Below are 19,429 nucleotides of genomic sequence, written 5' to 3' on the forward strand. Positions count from 1 at the left end.
GTCGGCGTGGGCGAGTGCTGCGTGTCCCGACACACCGTCGGCGTGTCGGATCTGCTTACGAGGGCCCAGTTCGGCGGGCCCGACACGGGTCTGGAGTGTCGGGCCAGGCCCCGCGTACGCCCGCTGGAGGTAAGTGCCGAGTCCGCTGCCCCCAGACACACCTCTGTGTGTCGGACGGGGCGCGTAGGTGCGGGCCGTCCCGCAGGCGCCCACGTCCAGAGACGCCTGTCACCCGCCTCCGACACGCCGCAGCCCCCGCCGTCCCGCGGGTCCCCGGCACGCCGCAGGCCCCCGGCACGCCGCAGCGCCCGGACCCACGCGGGGGCCGGGCGCGACGCCGTGACCGGATCGGCCGTCAGCTCAGGCGCTCGACGACCATGGCCATCCCCTGGCCGCCGCCGACGCACATGGTCTCCAGACCGAACTGCTTGTCGTGCCACTGGAGGGAGTTCAGCAGCGTCGTCGTGATGCGGGCGCCGGTCATGCCGAAGGGGTGGCCGACGGCGATGGCGCCACCGTTGACGTTCACCTTCTCCAGCGGGATGCCCAGGTCCTGGTAGGACGGGATGACCTGCGCGGCGAACGCCTCGTTGATCTCCACCAGGTCGATGTCGCCGACCGACAGGCCCGCGCGCGCCAGGGCCTGCTTCGACGCCTCCACCGGACCCAGGCCCATGATCTCCGGCGAGAGGCCCGAAACGCCGGTCGAGACGATCCGCGCGAGCGGCGTCAGGCCGAGCTGCTTGGCCTTGGTGTCGCTCATGACCACCACGGCGGCGGCGCCGTCGTTGAGCGGGCAGCAGTTGGCCGCGGTGATCCGGCCGTCCGGGCGGAACACCGGCTTGAGGCCCGCGACAGCCTCCTTTGTCACCCCGGCGCGCGGACCGTCGTCGGCGTCGACGACCTTGCCCGACGGCGTGGTGACCGGCACGATCTCCCGTGCCCAGAACCCGTTGGCGATGGCCTTCTCGGCGAGGTTCTGCGACCGCACGCCGAAGTCGTCCATCTCGTCGCGGCTGATCCCCTTGAGCCGCGCCAGGTTCTCGGCGGTCTGGCCCATCGGGATGTAGACGTCGGGGAGAGCGTCGAACTCGCGCGGGTCGGTCCAGGAGTCCGCGCCCTGCTCGGCGGTGCGCTGCGTGCGCTCCAGGGCCTCGGTGAAGAGGGGGTTGCGGGTGTCATCCAGCGAGTCGGAGTTGCCCTTGGCGAAGCGCGAGACCATCTCCACGCCCGCGCTGATGAACACGTCGCCCTCACCGGCCTTGATCGCGTGCAGCGCCATCCGCGTGGTCTGCAAGCTGGAGGAGCAGTACCGGGTGACGGTGGTGCCGGGCAGGTGGTCGTAGCCGAGCAGCACCGAGACCACCCTGGCCATGTTGAAGCCCTGCTCGCCGCCGGGCAGACCGCAGCCCAGCATGAGGTCGTCGATGTCGGCCGGGTCCAGCTCGGGCACCTTGTCCAGCGCCGCGCGCACGATCTGCGCCGTCAGGTCGTCCGGCCGGACGTCCACCAGCGACCCCTTGCCCGCGCGGCCGATGGGGGAGCGTGCGGTGGCGACGATCACTGCTTCGGTCATGGGGGAACTCCTTCGTTCGCCGAGAAGTGGCACTGCGTGTCGTTGGGCTCGGTGGAGTCACTGTAGGTCCGCGACGACCATATTCGCGGTGATGCCCGTCACGGGCAATGCCCCGACCGACCGTTAAGTATGGACACGGGGGCGCCGTGCTGGCGAGACCGACGCGGGTCGACTTCGCGCTCGGCCCTCCCGGCTCAGCTCTCGACGTCCGCGCGGCTCCTCAACCTGCGGTTGAGCCGCGCGACGATGCGGCTGGTCGGCCGCCTGGCCTCCGCCGCGGCGGACCGCGTGGGCGCCGTCGGCAGCGGCCCGCCCGTCCACTCGCCGAGCGCCGCGCACACCGCGGGCAACAGGATCTCGGCGGCCGCCTGGTAGCCGGCTGCCGAGGGGTGGAAGCGGTCCGGGCTGAAGAACTCGGCCGGCCTGGCGAGGAACTCCGGCGACAGCAGGTCCGCCAACGGCACCGCGTGCCCACCGTTGGCCTCGACCTCCCGGCGCTGGGCTCGGCCCAGGGCGAGGCTCCACGAGCTCGCGACCGACCGCAGCGGCTGCGGGATGGGCCGGATCGAACCGAGGTCCGGGCAGGTGCCGACGACCACCGCCACCCCGGCCTCGGCCAGCCGCCGGACCTCGGCGCCCAGCATCTCGGCGCAGGTCGCGACGGACAGCCGGGACGTGACGTCGTTGGCCCCGATGATCACCAGCGCAAGCTGCGGCGGTAGTGGCAGCAGCGCGTCGACCTGGGCGTGCAGCTCCTGGGACGTCGTGCCGACGATCGCGTGCGTGCGCAGGGACACCGGCCGGTCCAGCTCGGCGGCCAGCCCGCGAGCGATGAGGACGCCGAGCAGTTCGTCCGGGAAGTTCACGCCCAGACCGGCCGCCGCGGAGTCGCCCAGGACCGCGAGGTCGAGCGGCTGCGTGCCTTCGGGCAGCTCCGAGCGGGGCACCGGGCCGACGCCTTCGGGCAGGTGGATGCCGTCAGCGCGCAGGGGCATGTTCGCCGGCGGGCCGATCACCCGCCTGGCGTAGCGGGACTGGCCGTTCAGCAGTCCCCACGCGGCTCCGGAGAGCCCGCCCGCGGTACCGGCGGCCAGCATGGCGAGTCGAAGCGCTCTCAGCGCGATCATGCCTCCCCCTTCACCGGACGCGAACCACCCGCACCGTTCGGTGCGCTCACCATGGAAGACGCCGCAGGTGCGAAATTCGTTCCCGAGGTGTGTGTCGTGACAGATTTGCACGATGTTGCGCGGGTGCCCCTCATTCCCGGCCGCCTGCGGGTCGCGCAGCCCCGACCGCCGCCGACCGCCCCTCCGGTAGCCGGTCGCGCCCGCCTGACCTGGCCCGTTCGGTCCTGCGTGCGGCCGGTTCCCGCCGTACCGCCTCCCGACCGCCCGGCGTCACGGGCGCGTTAACGGCGGGACAACCAGGTGCGATTAGGCTCCGCAGCACGGACGCGAGATGAAGGGTGAGGATCCCCGCGTGGACTACGTCGAGCACATCGCCGATCTGGTGGGCAACACTCCGTTGGTACGGCTGAACTCGCTGGCCAAGGGGGCGACCCCCGTCTTGGCCAAGGTCGAGTACATGAACCCCGGCGGCAGCGTGAAGGACCGCATCGCGCTGCGGATGGTGGAGGCGGCCGAGGCCTCCGGCGAGCTCCGGCCCGGCGGCACGATCGTCGAGCCCACCTCCGGCAACACCGGCGTGGGGCTGGCGATGGTCGCCCAGCGCAAGGGCTACCGGTGCGTCTTCGTCTGCCCGGACAAGGTCAGCGAGGACAAGCGCAACGTGCTCGCGGCGTACGGGGCCGAGGTGGTGGTCTGCCCGACGGCGGTCCCGCCGGAGCACCCGGACTCCTACTACAGCGTCTCCGACCGCCTGGTCACCGAGATCGAGGGCGCCTGGAAGCCCAACCAGTACGCGAACCCGGCCAACCCGGAGTCGCACTACCACTCCACCGGCCCCGAGATCTGGCGGCAGACCGAGGGCCGGGTCACCCACTTCGTCGCGGGCATCGGCACCGGCGGCACGATCTCGGGCACCGGCCGTTACCTCAAGGAGGTCTCCGACGGCCGGGTCCAGATCATCGGCGCCGACCCCGAGGGTTCGGTGTACTCCGGCGGCGTCGGCCGCCCGTACCTGGTCGAGGGCGTCGGCGAGGACTTCTGGCCGGACACCTACGACCGCGACATCTGCGACCAGATCGTGGCAATCTCCGACGCCGACTCCTTCCACGTCACCCGCGACCTGGCCCGCGAGGAGGCCCTGCTGGTCGGCGGCTCCTGCGGGATGGCGGTGGCGGCGGCGCTGAAGATCGCCGAGACCGCGGGCCCCGACGGCGTCATCGTCGTGCTGCTGCCCGACGGCGGCCGCGGCTACCTCACCAAGGTCTTCAACGACTCCTGGATGGCCTCCTACGGCTTCCTCTCGCCCGACCACGCCGGTGGCTCGGTCGGCGACGTGCTGCGCCGCAAGGACGGCACGATCCCCGAGCTCGTGCACGTGCACCCGAACGAGACGGTCGCCGAGGCGGTGGCGATCCTGCGCGAGTTCGGCGTCTCGCAGATGCCGGTCGTCAACGCCGAGCCGCCGGTGATGGCCGCCGAGGTCGCGGGCGCGGTCAACGAGCGCGACCTCCTCGACGCGCTGTTCGCCGGCCGCGCGAACCTGGCCGACCGGGTCGAGCTGCACATGTCCCCGCCGCTGCCGACCATCGGCGCCGGGGAGGACATCAGCTCCGCGATGGGCGCGCTCACCAACGCCGACGGCGCCATGGTGCTCATCGACGGCAAGCCTGCCGGTGTGGTGACCCGCCAGGATGTGCTCGGTTTCATCGCCGGAAGATGACGAGTTGTTACGTATCGGCACTACTGTGCTTGCCGATCGGCTAGCGTGTGTGTTCGCACGCCCCTGATCTTTGCTTTTCCATGCCTTAGGGAGTTAGGAAGCCCGATGACCTCTCCGCAGCCGCCGGAAGGTGGCCAGCAGCCGCAGGGATCCGGCCAGCAGCCGGGCGGCGCTGACCAGAACCCGGAGTCGACCCAGATGATCTCGTCGCGGATGGATCCGCAGCAGGGCGAGCAGAGCGGGGCGGACGCGACGCAGGTCGTCCGGCCGGCCCAGCAGCCGGCCGCTCAGCAGCCGACGTCGGACTCGACGCAGGTCGTTCCGCCGTCGATGCAGCCGCCGCAGCCGATGTACGAGCAGCCCGGTCTGGCCGGTCAGCAGCAGGCCCAGCAGCCCGCGTTCGGGCAGCAGCCCGCCGCGCCGCAGAGCCAGCCCGGCGGCTTCCCGGCGCAGCCCGGCACGCCTGGCGGCGGTTTCCCGGCTCCGCAGGCGACGCCGCAGAGCGGCTTCGGCGCCCCGGCGCCGCAGGCCGGCTACGGCCAGGCTCCCTACGGCCAGTCGCCGTACGGGCAGCAGCAGGGTCAGGGGCAGGGCAGCAAGGGCCTGGCGATGACTGCAGGCATCATCGCCATCGTCATCGGTGGTCTGGGCACCATCGGCTACCTGGTCTCGACGCTGATGCTCGGCGGGCTCAGCGCGCAGTACGAGCAGGCCGAGCGGGCGAAGGAGTCGCTGGGTGAGCTCGGCGCCGACATCCCGCTGCCGGAGCTGCCGCCGATCGGCTACCTGTACTTCTCCTACATCGTGTCGCTGCTGGCGGCGGTCGCGCTGCTCGTCGGCGGTGTGCTGATCCTCAAGCGCAACAAGATCGCCCCGCTGCTCGTCGTGGGCGCCGCGGGTGTCTGGGGTGTGCTGTCGCTCCTCAACATCTTCGTCGTGGGTTCGTACGCGATCTTCGGTGCGATCGTCGGCATCATCTTCGCGATCGCGCTGGGCGTCCTGGCGATGCTGCCGGGTACCCGTGAGTACGTGGCCGGCGCTGGTGCCGCGCCCGCCGTCGCGGGTGGCTACGGCCAGCAGGCCGGCTTCGGTCAGCAGGCCGGCTTCGGTCAGCCGCAGCAGCAGTACGGCCAGCAGGGTGCCTACGGCCAGCCGCAGCAGCAGTACGGCCAGCCGCAGCAGTTCGGCCAGCCCGGACAGCAGCAGCCGTACGGTCAGCCCGGCCAGCCGGGTGGCTACCAGCAGCCGGGTCAGCCGCCGCAGTGGTGACGTCCGGCTGAACGAGTCGCAGGCGGCCCCCGACCTCGCCGAGGTCGGGGGTCGCTTCGCGTTCACCGGGAGTGCGCCGATCGCTGCCGCTCAGCGAAAGCAACCGTGCGCAGGGCGCCGGGCGCGGGACCGCGTCAGGCCCGTACGCTGCTGCGTATGACCGACGGCTTCGCCACCCGCGCGATCCACGCGGGCCAGGATGCAGACCCGACGACCGGCTCGGTGATCGTGCCGATCCACGCGACCTCGACCTACGCCCAGGACGGCGTGGGCGGGATGCGCTCGGGCTACGAGTACTCGCGCACCGGCAACCCGACCCGGACGGCGCTGGAGGAGTGTCTGGCCGCGCTGGAAGGCGGCAGGCACGCCAGGGCGTTCGCCTCGGGCATGGCCGCCACCGACGCGGTGCTGCGCGCGACGCTGCGTCCCGGCGACCACCTGATCATCCCCGACGACGCCTACGGCGGCACGTTCCGGCTGATCGACAAGGTGCTGTCGGGCTGGGGTGTGGAGTACACGCCGGTCCCGGTGTCCGATGTGGATGCCGCGCGGGCGGCGATCCGGGCCAACACCAAGCTGATCTGGATCGAGACCCCCACCAACCCGCTGCTCAACATCGGCGACATCGCCGCGCTGGCGCAGCTCGCGCACGACACCGGCACGAAGCTGGTCGTGGACAACACGTTCGCCTCGCCGTACCTGCAGCAGCCGCTGGAACTCGGCGCGGCCGTCGTCGTGCACTCGACGACCAAGTACCTGGGCGGGCACTCCGACGTGGTCGGCGGCGCCGTGGTGACCTCCGACGACGAGCTCGCCCAGCAGGTCGCGTTCCTGCAGAACAGCGCGGGCGCGGTGCCGGGGCCGTTCGACGCGTGGCTGACGCTGCGCGGCCTGAAGACGCTCGCGGTGCGCATGGACCGCCACAGCGCCAACGCCGAGCGGGTCGTGGCCGCGCTGCAGAACCACCCCAAGGTTGCCAAGGTGCTCTACCCGGGTCTGGAGGAGCACCCCGGCCACGACGTGGCGGTGAAGCAGATGCGCAGCTTCGGCGGGATGGTGTCGTTCATCCACGCCGACGGCGAGCAGGCCGCGCTCGACGTCTGCGCCCGCACCAGGCTGTTCACCCTGGCCGAGTCGCTGGGCGGGGTGGAGTCGCTGATCGAGCACCCCGGCCGGATGACCCACGCCAGCACGGCGGGCTCGATGCTGCAGGTGCCCTCGGACCTCGTCCGGCTGTCGGTCGGCATCGAGGACGCCGGTGACCTCGTCGAGGACCTGCTCAGCGCGCTGGGCTGACGCCGCGAGCCCCGGTCCGCGAACGGGCCGGGGCGCCCGGTTCAGGGGGACAGCGCGGGCTGCGTGCCGCCGAGCGAGCCCGGGTCCTGCGCCGGGAGCTGCGGGCTGACGGGCAGGTCGTCGGGCTGCACGCAGCCGCCGACGAGTTCGAGCACGCCGTCGCGAGGCCGGTAGCTGCCGGGATCGTCGCAGCCCGACTGCACGACGGCGAAGATGGCGAGGCCGGAGAGCGCGGTGGCCGCGGCAAGACCGGAGAGCAGCGGCAGCGTGCCCGTCGTAGCGGTCAGCCGTGCCATGCATTCCTCCCAGGACCAACGGTGCGCACGCGCTTCGCCCCCGCGCGAACGGCCCGGCCGCGCCGATCGGTGGCCGGCACCGGTTCTTCGAGAGTACCGAAGAGCCGCTGCCCCGACAGGCGGTTCGCGGGCCCGTGGACCATGTTCCGCTGACGGCCTTCCGCGGCGTACAAGGGATTCCTGACAGACAACGGCTCCCCACCGATGGCCGATTTCCCGGCGCACCAGGGGCTCCGCGATCCCAGGTCGGTTCGGGCCGCCGGTGGCAGCATTGGTGCATGCGCCTGGTCAGCCTGGACCGCATCCGCGCCGCCGGTGAGCAGCTCGAGGGCATCGCGCGCCGGACACCGCTGGAGCACTCCCGGGTTCTCGGCGAAGCGTGCCGGGGCGAGGTCCACGTCAAGTGCGAGAACCTCCAGCGCACCGGGTCCTTCAAGCTCCGCGGCGGCTACGTCCGGCTCGCCGGCCTGGACGCCGGGCGCCGGGCCGCGGGAGTCGTCGCTGCCAGCGCGGGCAACCACGCCCAGGGCGTCGCGCTGGCCGCGTCACTGCTCGGCATCCGCTCGACGGTGTTCATGCCCGAGCGCGCACCGCTGCCCAAGGTCGCGGCGACCAAGGCGTACGGGGCCGAGGTGCGGTTGCAGGGGGGCGTGCTGGGGGAGTCGCTGGAGGCGGCGCGTGCGCACGCGGACGCGACCGGGGCCGAGTTCATCCACCCGTTCGACCATCCCGACATCATCGCCGGTCAGGGCACGGTCGGCGTCGAGATCCTGGAGCAGCTCCCGGACGTGCGGACGGTGCTGGTGCCCGCCGGCGGCGGCGGGCTGGTCAGCGGCATCGCCGCGGCCGTGAAGGCCGAGCACCCGCAGGTGCGGGTGCTCGCGGTCCAGGCGGAGCAGGCCGCCGCCTGGCCGCCGTCGCTCGCGGCGGGAAAGCCGGTTGCGCTGGTCGACACCCAGCGGACGATGGCCGACGGCATCGCGGTTCCCGCGCCCAGCGAGCTGACCTTCGCCCACGTCAGCGAGCTCGTCGACGACGTGCTCACGGTGGGGGAGGAGGCGCTCTCGCGCGCTCTGCTGCTGTGCCTGGAACGGGCGAAGCTGGTGGTCGAACCCGCAGGAGTCGCGGCGGTCGCCGGACTGCTGGAGCACCCGGAGCAGGTCGGCTCGCCCACCGTGGTGGTCCTCTCCGGCGGCAACATCGACCCGCTGCTGATGTTGCAGCTGATCCAGCACGGCATGACCTCGGCGGGCCGCTACCTGTCGCTGCGGGTGCGGCTACCGGACCGGCCGGGCTCGCTGGCCGGGCTCCTGGCCCGGCTCGGCGAGCTGTCGGCCAACGTCATCGACATCGAGCATTCCCGGATCGCCGGGGCCCTCGCGCTGGGCGAGGTCGACGTCGAGATCAGCCTGGAGACCCGGGGTCCCGAGCACCGCGAACGGGTCGTCTCGGAACTCGAGGCCGCGGGGTTCGTGGTGGTGGCCAGGAGGTGAGGAGCGCCCCGGCGCGGTCGGGCCGCCCCTCACCGGTCAGCGGTGCGGCGACCGTCAGAGGTTGCCGCGGCGCTCCTGCTCGCGCTCGATCGCCTCGAACAGCGCCTTGAAGTTGCCCTTGCCGAAGCCCAGCGAACCGTGCCGCTCGATCAGCTCGTAGAAGACGGTCGGCCGGTCGCCGATCGGCTTGGTGAAGATCTGCAGCAGGTAGCCGTCCTCGTCGCGGTCGACGAGGATGCCGTGCTCCTTGAGCGTCTCGATCGGCAGCCGCACCTCGCCGATGCGGGCCCGCAGCTCGGGGTCGTCGTAGTAGGAGTCCGGCGTGTTCAGGAACTCCACCCCGGCCTCGCGCATCGCCTTGATGGTGGTCAGGATGTCGCCGGTGGCCAGCGCGATGTGCTGGCAGCCCGCCCCGCGGTAGAACTCCAGGTACTCGTCGATCTGCGACTTCCGCTTGCCGACCGCGGGCTCGTTGAGCGGGAACTTCACCCGGTGGTTGCCGTTGGCGACGACCTTGCTCATCAGCGCCGAGTACTCGGTGGCGATGTCGTCACCGACGAACTCGGCCATGTTCACGAAGCCCATGACGCGGTTGTAGAAGGCGACCCACTCGTCCATCCTGCCGAGCTCGACGTTGCCGACGCAGTGGTCGACGGCCTGGAAGAGCCGCTTGGGCGCGCCCTCGGGCTTGCGGTAGCTGCCGGTGCGCTCGACGTAGCCCGGCAGGTACGGACCGCGGTAGCGGCTGCGGTCGACCAGCGTGTGGCGGGTCTCGCCGTAGGTCGCGATGGCCGCGGTGCGGACGGTGCCGTTGTCGTCGGAGACCTCGTGCGGTTCCTCCAGGACGGTGGCCCCCTGCGCACGGGCGTGCTCGACGCACTTGTCGACGTCGGTGACCTCCAGCGCGAGGTCCACGACGCCGTCGCCGTGCCTGCGGTGGTGGTCGGCCAGCGGGCTGTCCGGGTCGACGGCGCCCTTGAGCACGAAGCGGGCCGAGCCGGACTTGAGCACGTAGGCCTTGTGGTCCCGGTTTCCGTGCTCGGGCCCGGAGTAGGCGACGAGCTCCATGCCGAAGGCGACCTGGTAGAACAGCGCGCTCTGGGTGGCGTTGCCCACGACGAACACGACCGCGTCCATCGCTCGGACCGGGAACGGGTCCTTGGACGCGTCGTGGTCCACCAGGCCGACGAGCTGGCGCATCTGGTCGAAGGTCACGTCGTCGATCTGACCGCTCTGGCCTTGGTTGATGGTGCCGGTCACGGTGCCCCTCCCGTTTTCCAAGTCACAAGATTTGTACCGTCAGACTGCGCTGGGGCGGGATTGATGAGCAACAGAGCCTTGATCTGCTGTACAAATTGCTCAGCAGATCGCGGCGATTCCCCGATCCAACTGGTCAGACTGAGCAAGGGGCATGACGTGACTCCCAACGACACCGGCGCGGACGAGGCTCTGGATGCTCTCGACGCGAAGCTGCTGCTGTTGCTGTCCGACGAGCCGAGGCTGGGCGTGCTGGAGTGCTCGCGGCGGCTGGGCGTGGCGCGCGGAACCGTGCAGGCGCGCATGGACCGCATGCTGCGGCGCGGCGTCCTGCAGGGCTTCCCGCCCGACCTCGACCTGGCGGCCATGGGCTACGGGCTCACCGCGTTCGCGGTGCTGGAGATCGCCCAGGGTCAGCGGGCCGCGGTGGCCGCCCGGCTCGCGGCGATCGACGAGGTGTGCGAGGTGCACGCCACCACCGGGCAGGGTGACCTGTTCGTGCGCATGGTCGCCAGGTCCAACGCCGACCTGCAACGGGTGATCGACAACGTGGTGGCGGTGCCGGAGGTGCGGCGGACGTCGACGTCGATCGCGCTGTCCACACCGGTGCCGCCCCGGGTCCGGCCACTGCTGGAGCGCCTGGCGGCCTCCGGCGGAGAGTGACCCGTCGTAGAGGCGGTCGCGTCACTGGCCGCTGAGCGTGCGCTAACCAGGCAGGACAACCGCCGCGCACGACTGCGCACGTAAAACGGCGGGCGCCCCGGTCGTCGTGACCGGGGCGCCCGCGCGGGTCGAGCCTGGTGGTTTCAGCCGGTGAAGGGCTCCGCCTTCACCAGGGTCACCTTCATGGTGCCGCCGTTGGGAAGCTCGTACTCCCGGGTCTCGCCTTCCTTGGCGTCCAGCAGCGCCTGCCCGAGCGGGGAACTCGGGGAGTAGACCTCCAGGTCGCCGTGGGCGCCCTCCTCGCGGGTCGCGAGCAGGAACTTCTCGGTCTCGTCCTCGTCGTCGTAGCGGACGGTCAGCACCGAGCCGGGCTTGGCGACGCCTGCCTCGGTCGGCACGTCGCCAACCTTGGCGGTGCGCAGCAGCTCCTGGAGCTGGCGGATCCGGGACTCGAGGTGGCCCTGCTCCTCGCGGGCGGCGTGGTAACCGCCGTTCTCCTTGAGGTCGCCCTCTTCACGGGCCTCGTTGATCTTCGCGGCGATCACCGGGCGGTTACCGACCAGTTCGTCCAGCTCGGACTTGAGCCGGTCGAAAGCATCCTGGGTCAGCCAGGTCACCTGGGTCTCGCTCACGGTCACCACTCCTCGTCGACGGCGACTCCGCGCCTACCGCGGAGCCGACAACTCCCGCCCCCGTGTGTCGTAATGCTCAGGAACGGAAAAACACGGCCCGCGCGGGGCCGTGCCTAGTGCCGACGATAGCACGAAGCAGCACGCCGGTGGACGGGATTTTCCCAGCATCCGGCGTTGCAGCGGTGGCTTCACCCGGTTGGCCGTGTCCAGGTGGACAAATATTCAGGCACGTTGTAAGTGCAGCCGTACACCTCCCCGATGGTGGCTCGGGCGGAGGTACGGAGCACAGTCTCCTGCCGGATCGTGTCGTCCGCCGGTTGGATCATGACTTCCTTGCGGCCCACCTCGTCGCCGGACTCCGCGCGGGCGCGCACCACGCACGCGGCGGGGCGCCGGGGGTCGTCGCGACGGACCTCCAGGGTGATCCGCACGGAGCTGTCGTCGTCGATGGTGAAAGCGGTCTGCTTGCCCTCGATGGGGGTGCTGCCGAGGTTGGCGTAGCCGAGCACGGACAGCCCCAGGAGGACGACGACGGTGATCCCGGTCAGCAGCCAGCGCACTCCGGGGCGCGCCTGCCCGCGCGCACGCGAGCCGTAACGGCCCTCCGGTAACCGCTGGCTTGTCATCGACCCCGGTCAGCCTTTCGTGCCTGCGGCGGGCTCCGGGGGAGCCCTGTCGCCGATTTCGTCGGACCCGTTGGGAACAATGGGGCCCGACACCCACGTTGAGTATCCCCGGGGGTGTCCGCCCTGCCTCCGGCGGGGGCGGTTCGCGGATTTGATCTTGCGACATTGTTGCTGAAGCAGGAGGGACAGCCTGGCCATGGCCGAAAAGCTGCGTCTGATGACGGTGCACGCGCATCCGGACGACGAGTCCAGCAAGGGGGCGGCGACGACCGCGCGCTACGTCGCCGACGGCCACGAGGTGATGGTCGTCACCTGCACCGGTGGTGAGGCGGGCAGCATCCTCAACCCGGCCATGGACCGGCCGGAGGTGGTGGCGAACCTGCCGGAGGTCCGCAGGCAGGAGATGGCGAAGGCGGCCGAGATCCTCGGCGTCCAGCACCGGTGGCTGGGCTTCGTCGACTCCGGGCTGCCCGAGGGCGACCCGCTGCCGCCGCTGCCGGAGGGCTGCTTCGCGGTGGTGCCGCTGGAGACCTCCACCCGCGAGCTGGTCAAGGTCATCCGCGAGTTCCGCCCGCACGTGGTGATCACCTACGACGAGAACGGCGGCTACCCGCATCCCGACCACATCCGCTGCCACGAGGTCTCGATGGCAGCCTTCGACGCCGCCGGCGACCCCGAGCTTCACACCGACGCGGGCGACCCCTGGCAGCCGCTGAAGCTGTACTACTCGCACGGTTTCTCCCGCAAGCGCATGCAGCTCTTCCACGACGCGCTGGTCGAGCGCGGCATCGAGTCGCCCTACGGGGAGTGGCTCGGCAAGTGGGACTCCTCGCGCCCGGACCCCGACGAGCGGGTGACGACGCGGGTCGAGTGCGGTGCATACTTCGAGGTGCGTGACGACGCGCTGCGCGCGCACGCGACCCAGATCGACCCGACCAGCCGGTGGTTCGCGGTTCCGGCCGACCTGCAGCGGGAGCTGTGGCCCACCGAGGACTACGAGCTGGTCAGGTCGCTGGTGGACACGACGTTGCCGGAGGACGACCTGTTCGCCGGTGTGGAAGAGAAGGTGTGTGCGGTATGAGTGCCCAGGAGGCCCTCGCCTTCGTCCTGGCACAGGCGCCTCCGCCGCCCGATCCCGGTGGCCAGGGCGAGGACTTCGGCAAGTCCTCCCCGCTCGGCCTGCTGCTGCTGGTGCTGTTCGCGATCGCGGTCGTGTTCCTGATCCGGTCGATGACCAAGCACCTGAAGAAGCTGCCGACGACCTTCGACGAGGAGAAGGCCGCCGCGGCGGCGCCGGCCAGGGTGCGCGCCCGAGCACAGAAGGCGTCGGCGCAGGATTCGGCTGCGGAGCAGGAATCCGCGGCGGAGCCGGAATCCGGTGCGGAGCAGGCGGAGCCCGTCGCGAAGGACTCCGGCGAGGCCAAGGAGAAGTAGCGGCGTCCGACCCCGAGCGGCCCGCTCGACCGACGAGGTCGGGCGGGCCGTTTCGCGTCCTCAGCGCTTGTCGGTGATCGCAAGCACCATGGGGGCATGGTGCTTCTGAGCGATGTCGTGCGCACGTCCGCCGAGGTCTCCGCGACCCGCTCGCGCAAGGCGAAGGTCGCCGCGATCGCGGGGCTGCTCTCGCGGCTCGGTGAAGCCGAGGTCGGGCCCGGCACGGCGTTCCTCGCCGGTGAGCTGCCCGGCGGGCGCGCCGGGGTGGGCTGGGCGACGCTGTCGGCGCTCGACCCGGTGGCAGCTGGCGAGCCGTCGCTGACCGTCGCGGAGGTGGACGCCGCCATCGACGCCCTGCGCGGGATCGGCGGTGCCGGTTCCGGGCAGCGGCGCACCGAACTACTCGCTGACCTGTTGTCCCGGGCCACGGCGGCGGAGCAGGAGTTCCTGGTGCGGCTGCTCGGCGGTGAGCTGCGACAGGGCGCGCTGGAGGGCGTGATGCTGGAGGCGATCGCATCCGCGGCCGAGGTTCGCCCCGACGCGGTGCGCCGCGCGTTCATGCTCTCCGGCCGGCTGCCCGCGACCGCCGAGGCGGCGCTGCGCGGCGGCGAGGAGGAACTGGGCGGTTTCCGCCTGGAGGTGGGGCGCCCGCTGCGTCCGATGCTCGCCTCCCCGGCCGAGACGCTGGACGAGGCGATGGCCGAGCTGGGCGAGGTCAGCGTCGAGTACAAGATGGACGGTGCGCGCATCCAGGTGCACCGCGACGGCGACGACGTCCACGTCTACACCCGCACGCTGCGCGAGATCACCCGCCACGTCCCCGAGCTCGTCGAGCTGGTGCGGGGCCTGGACTGCCGGTCGATCGTGCTCGACGGCGAGACGCTGGCGCTCGACGACTCGGGGCGGCCGAGGCCCTTCCAGGAGACGATGGGCCGCTTCGGCGCGCAGAGCCCGCGGGATCTGCTGCTGCACCCGTACTTCTTCGACTGCCTGCACCTCGACGGACGAGACCTGCTCGACCTCCCGCTGCGCGACCGGCTCACCGCGCTGGAGGGGGTAGCCGCCGACCACCGCATCCCGGCGGTGCTGACCGCCGACGCCGAGCACGCCTCGGGCATCTTCGACGACGCGCTGGAAGCCGGGCACGAGGGCGTCATGGTCAAGTCGCTGGAGTCGGCCTACGCGGCGGGGCGGCGCGGACGCACCTGGCGCAAGGTCAAGCCGTCGCACACCCTCGACCTGGTCGTGCTGGCCGCCGAGTGGGGCCACGGACGGCGCAGCGGCTACCTGTCCAACCTGCACCTCGGCGCGCGCGACCCCGACGGAGGGCCGCCGATCATGGTCGGCAAGACCTTCAAGGGGCTCACCGACGAGCTGCTGGCCTGGCAGACCGAGGAGTTCCAGCGCAGGGAGACCCACCGCGACGACTGGACGGTGCACCTGGTGCCGGAGCTGGTGGTGGAGATCGAGCTGGACGGCGTGCAGACGAGCACCCGCTACCCGGGCGGTGTGGCGCTGCGGTTCGCGCGGGTGCTGCGCTACCGCCCCGACAAGGACGCCGCCTCCGCCGACACCATCGACGCGGTGCGGGACGTGCGCGGTCCGCAGCGTGCGGCGGAGGGCGGATGAGACCCTGGGAGCCATGAGCACTCCCGAAGAGGTCGGGTCGGTCAACATCGGCCCGGGCACCATCGACCCCCGTGACTTCCAGGCCCCGGTGAGCAGCGCGGACCGGGACTTCTACGTCGCCGTGCTGGTGACCGAGGGCGTCACCGAGGGCTCGGACAAGCCCCTCTACGAGGAGTCCTTCGTGCTGCTCAAGGCGGAGTCGGAGGAAGAGGCCAGGGAGAAGGCCGCCGACTACGGCAAGCAGCAGGAAACCAGCTACCGCAACGAGAACGACCAGGACATCACCTGGAAGCTCCGACACGTCGTGGACGTCCGGCTGGTCGAGGACGCCACCTTCGACGACGGTTCGGAGCTCTACAGCCGGTTCTTCCGCAACTTCGCCGGCTACCGCTCCTTCGAACCGCTGCTCGGCGGCGAGGAGCTCTGAGGCGGGGCGCGCAGCCCCGCGAGCAGGCAACACTACCGAGTGCATCGGCTTGATCTCGAACTGCAGTTCCCGATTCACTGCTGCGCGTGTTCCAAGCCGCCTACGTCGAGGAGTCCTACGACCTGGCCCTCGGCGTCTACGTCCTCACCGCCGGCATCGTCGACCTCGCCGACGCCGAGCACATCCGGTCCGCGCTGCGCGCCCTGCGCCCTAGCAGCGGCAAGCTGCACTGGTACGAATCCGACCACTCGCACCGGCTGCACCTCGCCAAGGCGGTGGGTGTCCTGCCGGTCGGCCACATCACCGTCATCGGCCGCGGAAAGCAACTGCGTGCCGAACGTGCCCGCCGCAAATGCATGGAAACGCTGCTGCCGGAGCTGGACAGGAGTGCCGTGGGGCCGGTCGTGTTCGAGTCCAGGCAGCTCCGCAACAACAAGCAGGACCAGGAACTCGTCGCGGTCTGCCGTCGCAAGCGCTTGCTGTCGGGTCGGATCCAGGTCAGCTTCGTACCCGGCGGCAGTGAACCGCTGCTGTGGGTCGCCGACGTCGCGTGCGGTGCGGCGCTCGCGGACCAGCGAGGAGAACCCGCCTGCGTCGCCCAGTTCGGCGCGGCGATGTCCACGATCTCGATCTCGATCGCTTGACGGGCAAAGGAAAAGGCCCCGGAAAACGCAGAGGCCGGGGTCCCACAATACAGCGGGGGGTCCCGGCGTACTTCCGCACACCTCGGTGCGCGGCCACGGCCAGTATAGCGACACCGCTGGTCACTGGGGCAACATCGGTCACGTCGCCCGATCCGGCGATCTCGGTGGGCAGAGCCCGGCGGCTCCGACCCGGTCACAGGCCGCCTCCGAACACGTATCCTGGTACCTCGTGCAGTTCTTGAACGGGCAGCAGCCCACTACCGACCTGACCTACGACGACGTCTTCCTCGCGCCGCGGCGCTCGGGCGTCGAGTCCCGGTTCGACGTCGACCTCGCCACCGCCGACGGCACCGGTGCGACCCTGCCGATCGTGGTCGCCAACATGACCGCGGTCGCCGGCCGCCGGATGGCCGAGACGATCGCCCGGCGCGGCGGGCTGGTGGTGCTGCCGCAGGACGTGGCTCCGAGCGCCGTCGCCGAGATCGTCTCCTGGGTCAAGCAACGCCACCCGCTCTGGGACACGCCGCTGGTGTTGCACGCCGACGACGCGGTCGCCGACGCGCTGAACCTGCTCCCCAAGCGCGCCCACGGCGCCGTGGTGGTCGTCGACGACGGCAACCGCCCGGTGGGTGTGGTCGACGAGGCCGCCTGCGGTGGTGTCGACCGCTTCAGCCGGGTCGGCGAGGTCGCCGACCTCAGCCCGGTGGTGCTGCCGCTGGAGACCAAGCCGCGCGAGGTGTTCGAGCAGCTCCACAAGCAGGCCAGGAACGTCGCGCTCGCCGTCGACGCCGACGGCGTGCTCGCGGGGATCATGACCGCGAAGGGGGCGCTGCGGGCCGAGATCTACACCCCAGCGCTCGACGCCGACGGCAAGCTGCGAGTGGTGGCGGCGGTCGGGGTGAACGGCGACGTGGCCGCCAAGTCCGAAGCGCTGCTCGGCGCGGGTGTGGACGCGCTGGTCGTCGACACCGCGCACGGCCACCAGGAGAAGATGATCGCCGCGCTGGGCGCGGTGCGCTCGGTCGGCCCTCGGGTGCCGGTGGTGGCGGGCAACGTGGTCACCGCCGACGGCGTGCGGGACCTGGCCGAAGCCGGGGCCGACGTGATCAAGGTCGGTGTCGGCCCGGGCGCGATGTGCACGACCCGGATGATGACCGGCGTCGGCCGTCCGCAGTTCTCCGCGGTCGCCGAGTGCGCCACCGCCGCCCGCGAGCTGGGCAAGCACGTGTGGGCCGATGGCGGCGTGCGCCACCCGCGCGACGTGGCTCTCGCCCTGGCCGCCGGCGCCTCGTCGGTGATGGTCGGGTCCTGGTTCGCGGGTACCTACGAGTCGCCGGGCGACCTCCAGCGCGACGAGCACGGCCGCGCCTACAAGGAGTCTTTCGGCATGGCCTCGAAGCGTGCCGTGAGCGCGCGGACCCGGACCGACGGCGCGTTCGACCAGGCGCGCAAGGCGCTGTTCGAGGAGGGCATCTCCAGCTCGCGCATGCGGCTGGACCCGCAGCGGCCGAGCGTGGAGGACCTGCTCGACGAGATCAGCTCCGGCCTGCGTTCGTCGTGCACGTACGCGGGCGCGCGGAGCCTGGAGGAGTTCCACGAGCGGGCACTGGTGGGCATCCAGTCGGCGGCCGGCTTCGCGGAGGGCCGCCCTCTGCCGTCCGGCTGGTGACGACCGGGGCCGACCGGTGGGCGACGACCCGTGCCGACCGGTCGGCCACGCCTGGCATCAGCCCGGCGACGATCAAGGCAGTCCGGCTGGTGGCCCTCGCCGTCCACTGGTGACGACCGGCGAGTGACGCGCCCGGCCGGGTTGCCGGTGCCCTGGCAGGGCACCGGCAACCCGGTTGCGGGCTCAGCTCACGGCGTGAAGTCGCCCTCCAGCATCTCGGTCACCAGCGCGGCCACCGGCGAGCGCTCGGACCGGGTGAGGGTGACGTGGGCGAACAGCGGGTGCCCCTTCAGCTTCTCGATCACCGCGGCGACCCCGTCGTGGCGGCCGACCCGCAGGTTGTCGCGCTGGGCGACGTCGTGGGTGAGCACCACCCGCGAGTTCGACCCGAGGCGTGAGAGCACCGTCAGCAGGACGTTGCGCTCCAGCGACTGCGCCTCGTCGACGATGACGAACGAGTCGTGCAGCGACCGCCCGCGGATGTGGGTGAGGGGCAGGACCTCCAGCATTCCCCGGTCCATGACCTCGTCCAGCACGTCCTGGCTGGCCAGCGCGCCGAGGGTGTCGAACACGGCCTGCGCCCACGGCTGCATCTTCTCGTTCTCGCTGCCCGGCAGGTAGCCGAGCTCCTGCCCGCCGACGGCGTAGACCGGGCGGAACACCACGACCTTGCGGTGCTGCTGGCGTTCCAGCACCGCTTCCAGGCCCGCGCACAGCGCGAGCGCCGACTTGCCGGTGCCCGCCCGCCCGCCGAGGGAGACGATCCCGACCTCGGGGTCCAGCAGGAGATCCAGCGCGATCCGCTGCTCGGCGGAGCGGCCGTGCAGCCCGAACGCCTCCCGGTCGCCGCGCACCAGCTTGACCTGCTTGTCCGCGGTGACCCTGCCCAGCGCGCTCTGCGAGCCGGCGAGCAGCCGCAGACCGGTGTTTGCGGGCAGGTCGCGCGCCTCGTCGAGGTCTGCGACGGACTCCTTGAACAGCACGTCGATGGTGTCCGGCGGCACGTCGAGGTCAGCCATGCCGGTCCAGCCCGACGACACCACGTCCTGCGCCCGGTACTCCTCGGCCTCCAGGGCGACCGACGCGGCCTTGACCCGCATCGGCATGTCCTTGGTGACCAGGGTGACGCGGTGTCCCTCGGCGGCCAGGTTCAGCGCGCAGGCGAGGATTCTCGCGTCGTTGGAGTCGGTGCGGAAACCCGGCGGAAGCACCTGCGGGTCCGAGTGGTTGAGCTCGACGTGCAGGTTGCCGCCCTGCTCCCCGACGGGGACGGGGGCGTCGAGTCTCCCGTGCCGAAGACGCAGGTCGTCGAGCACGCGGAGGGACTCCCTGGCGAACCAGCCGAGCTCGGGGTGGTGTCGCTTGGCCTCGAGTTCGCTGATCACGACCAGGGGCAGCACCACGCTGTGCTCGGCGAACCGGCACATCGCCCACGGGTCGGACAGCAGCACCGAGGTGTCGAGGACGTACGTGCGGACCTCGCCCGGGGCATCCGGACGGGTCGGGCACGCTGGATCACCGGTCGTTGCCGGGAGATCCGCTGGGGGCTGGGAACGTCGTGTGGTCACGGCTACTCCCTCGCGGGCGTGGCGCGCACACCCGCTCGTCGGCGGGCCGGGCCTGCCCCTGCCGAGCCCCGGGCAGAACCGATCGGCGGTCCGCCGCGGCCGC

Annotated in this window: 18 protein-coding genes; 11 read left to right on the forward strand and 7 right to left on the reverse strand. The window is 71.5% G+C overall.

Going from position 1 to position 19,429, the window contains the following annotated elements:
- Positions 1-355 precede the first annotated feature (355 nt).
- A complete protein-coding gene (locus HUO13_RS04515; protein WP_211900228.1) occupies positions 356-1,576 on the reverse strand; it encodes an acetyl-CoA C-acetyltransferase in 1,221 nt (406 codons plus the stop codon).
- A 194-nt stretch (positions 1,577-1,770) separates the two neighbouring features.
- Positions 1,771-2,703, reverse strand: a complete 933-nt coding sequence (locus HUO13_RS04520) for an SGNH/GDSL hydrolase family protein (RefSeq protein ID WP_211900229.1) — start codon at positions 2,701-2,703, stop codon at positions 1,771-1,773.
- A gap of 352 nt (positions 2,704-3,055) precedes the next feature.
- Here HUO13_RS04520 and HUO13_RS04525 point away from each other — a divergent pair, with 352 nt between their 5' ends.
- The 3 genes from HUO13_RS04525 to HUO13_RS04535 all read left to right on the forward strand — a co-directional run bounded on the left by HUO13_RS04525 (position 3,056) and on the right by HUO13_RS04535 (position 6,988).
- Positions 3,056-4,423 (forward strand): cystathionine beta-synthase, encoded by a 1,368-nt coding sequence (locus HUO13_RS04525; RefSeq protein ID WP_211902649.1) that lies wholly within the window; start codon positions 3,056-3,058, stop codon positions 4,421-4,423.
- A gap of 105 nt (positions 4,424-4,528) precedes the next feature.
- On the forward strand, positions 4,529-5,692 hold the full coding sequence (locus tag HUO13_RS04530; protein ID WP_211900230.1) for a hypothetical protein: 1,164 nt from the start codon (positions 4,529-4,531) through the stop codon (positions 5,690-5,692).
- 156 nt (positions 5,693-5,848) lie between these two features.
- The gene (locus HUO13_RS04535; RefSeq protein WP_211900231.1) at positions 5,849-6,988 is read left to right on the forward strand and encodes a cystathionine gamma-synthase; all 1,140 of its coding nucleotides are present in this window, start codon (positions 5,849-5,851) and stop codon (positions 6,986-6,988) included.
- A gap of 41 nt (positions 6,989-7,029) precedes the next feature.
- On the opposite strand, the gene HUO13_RS04540 is transcribed toward HUO13_RS04535, so the two are convergent.
- Complete coding sequence (locus HUO13_RS04540; RefSeq protein WP_211900232.1) at positions 7,030-7,284, reverse strand: hypothetical protein; 255 nt, start codon at positions 7,282-7,284, stop codon at positions 7,030-7,032.
- Positions 7,285-7,562: 278 nt separating this feature from the next.
- On the opposite strand from HUO13_RS04540, the gene ilvA reads away from it, so the two are divergent.
- On the forward strand, positions 7,563-8,777 hold the full coding sequence (gene ilvA / locus HUO13_RS04545; RefSeq protein WP_211900233.1) for a threonine ammonia-lyase: 1,215 nt from the start codon (positions 7,563-7,565) through the stop codon (positions 8,775-8,777).
- Between the two features lie 54 nt (positions 8,778-8,831).
- Here ilvA and hppD read toward each other — a convergent pair whose 3' ends face one another.
- A complete protein-coding gene (gene hppD, locus HUO13_RS04550; RefSeq protein WP_211902650.1) occupies positions 8,832-9,977 on the reverse strand; it encodes a 4-hydroxyphenylpyruvate dioxygenase in 1,146 nt (381 codons plus the stop codon).
- Between the two features lie 216 nt (positions 9,978-10,193).
- Here hppD and HUO13_RS04555 point away from each other — a divergent pair, with 216 nt between their 5' ends.
- Positions 10,194-10,697 carry an Lrp/AsnC family transcriptional regulator gene (locus HUO13_RS04555; RefSeq protein WP_211900234.1) on the forward strand — a complete coding sequence of 168 codons (504 nt, stop codon included), beginning with the start codon at positions 10,194-10,196 and terminating at the stop codon, positions 10,695-10,697.
- Between the two features lie 143 nt (positions 10,698-10,840).
- Here HUO13_RS04555 and greA read toward each other — a convergent pair whose 3' ends face one another.
- Together greA and HUO13_RS04565 are read right to left on the reverse strand one after the other, a co-directional pair.
- Positions 10,841-11,329: a transcription elongation factor GreA gene (gene greA, locus HUO13_RS04560; protein WP_009950486.1), complete on the reverse strand. Its 489-nt coding sequence runs from the start codon at positions 11,327-11,329 to the stop codon at positions 10,841-10,843.
- Between the two features lie 188 nt (positions 11,330-11,517).
- The gene (locus tag HUO13_RS04565) at positions 11,518-11,955 is read right to left on the reverse strand and encodes a DUF4307 domain-containing protein (RefSeq protein ID WP_249124449.1); all 438 of its coding nucleotides are present in this window, start codon (positions 11,953-11,955) and stop codon (positions 11,518-11,520) included.
- Between the two features lie 196 nt (positions 11,956-12,151).
- On the opposite strand from HUO13_RS04565, the gene mca reads away from it, so the two are divergent.
- From mca to HUO13_RS04595, 6 genes are all read left to right on the forward strand, one after another.
- A complete protein-coding gene (gene mca, locus HUO13_RS04570; protein ID WP_211900235.1) occupies positions 12,152-13,036 on the forward strand; it encodes a mycothiol conjugate amidase Mca in 885 nt (294 codons plus the stop codon).
- Positions 13,033-13,389 carry a hypothetical protein gene (locus HUO13_RS04575; protein ID WP_211900236.1) on the forward strand — a complete coding sequence of 119 codons (357 nt, stop codon included), beginning with the start codon at positions 13,033-13,035 and terminating at the stop codon, positions 13,387-13,389. Before mca ends, HUO13_RS04575 begins: the two co-directional genes overlap by 4 nt.
- Positions 13,390-13,485: 96 nt before the next feature.
- The gene (locus tag HUO13_RS04580; protein WP_211900237.1) at positions 13,486-15,018 is read left to right on the forward strand and encodes an ATP-dependent DNA ligase; all 1,533 of its coding nucleotides are present in this window, start codon (positions 13,486-13,488) and stop codon (positions 15,016-15,018) included.
- Positions 15,019-15,031: 13 nt separating this feature from the next.
- Positions 15,032-15,445 carry a DUF4288 domain-containing protein gene (locus tag HUO13_RS04585; RefSeq protein WP_211900238.1) on the forward strand — a complete coding sequence of 138 codons (414 nt, stop codon included), beginning with the start codon at positions 15,032-15,034 and terminating at the stop codon, positions 15,443-15,445.
- Between the two features lie 86 nt (positions 15,446-15,531).
- Positions 15,532-16,089, forward strand: a complete 558-nt coding sequence (locus HUO13_RS04590) for a hypothetical protein (protein ID WP_249124450.1) — start codon at positions 15,532-15,534, stop codon at positions 16,087-16,089.
- A 229-nt stretch (positions 16,090-16,318) separates the two neighbouring features.
- On the forward strand, positions 16,319-17,758 hold the full coding sequence (locus HUO13_RS04595; protein ID WP_211902652.1) for a GuaB1 family IMP dehydrogenase-related protein: 1,440 nt from the start codon (positions 16,319-16,321) through the stop codon (positions 17,756-17,758).
- Positions 17,759-17,946: 188 nt separating this feature from the next.
- On the opposite strand, the gene HUO13_RS04600 is transcribed toward HUO13_RS04595, so the two are convergent.
- A complete protein-coding gene (locus HUO13_RS04600) occupies positions 17,947-19,326 on the reverse strand; it encodes a PhoH family protein (protein ID WP_211900239.1) in 1,380 nt (459 codons plus the stop codon).
- Positions 19,327-19,429: the final 103 nt, after the last annotated feature.

It is taken from the genome of Saccharopolyspora erythraea, from assembly GCF_018141105.1.
GTDB classification, from domain to species: domain Bacteria; phylum Actinomycetota; class Actinomycetes; order Mycobacteriales; family Pseudonocardiaceae; genus Saccharopolyspora_D; species Saccharopolyspora_D erythraea_A.

Excerpts from the sequence above, each read along its gene's own strand:
- HUO13_RS04540 (WP_211900232.1), bottom strand. The coding sequence starts at position 7,284 with ATGGCACGGCTGACCGCTACGACGGGCACGCTGCCGCTGCTCTCCGGT.
- HUO13_RS04565 (WP_249124449.1), bottom strand. The coding sequence starts at position 11,955 with ATGACAAGCCAGCGGTTACCGGAGGGCCGTTACGGCTCGCGTGCGCGC.
- HUO13_RS04535 (WP_211900231.1), top strand. The coding sequence starts at position 5,849 with ATGACCGACGGCTTCGCCACCCGCGCGATCCACGCGGGCCAGGATGCA.
- ilvA (WP_211900233.1), top strand. The coding sequence starts at position 7,563 with ATGCGCCTGGTCAGCCTGGACCGCATCCGCGCCGCCGGTGAGCAGCTC.
- HUO13_RS04520 (WP_211900229.1), bottom strand. The coding sequence starts at position 2,703 with ATGATCGCGCTGAGAGCGCTTCGACTCGCCATGCTGGCCGCCGGTACC.
- HUO13_RS04585 (WP_211900238.1), top strand. The coding sequence starts at position 15,032 with ATGAGCACTCCCGAAGAGGTCGGGTCGGTCAACATCGGCCCGGGCACC.
- HUO13_RS04575 (WP_211900236.1), top strand. The coding sequence starts at position 13,033 with ATGAGTGCCCAGGAGGCCCTCGCCTTCGTCCTGGCACAGGCGCCTCCG.
- HUO13_RS04515 (WP_211900228.1), bottom strand. The coding sequence starts at position 1,576 with ATGACCGAAGCAGTGATCGTCGCCACCGCACGCTCCCCCATCGGCCGC.
- HUO13_RS04580 (WP_211900237.1), top strand. The coding sequence starts at position 13,486 with ATGGTGCTTCTGAGCGATGTCGTGCGCACGTCCGCCGAGGTCTCCGCG.
- mca (WP_211900235.1), top strand. The coding sequence starts at position 12,152 with ATGGCCGAAAAGCTGCGTCTGATGACGGTGCACGCGCATCCGGACGAC.
- hppD (WP_211902650.1), bottom strand. The coding sequence starts at position 9,977 with ATGCGCCAGCTCGTCGGCCTGGTGGACCACGACGCGTCCAAGGACCCG.
- HUO13_RS04530 (WP_211900230.1), top strand. The coding sequence starts at position 4,529 with ATGACCTCTCCGCAGCCGCCGGAAGGTGGCCAGCAGCCGCAGGGATCC.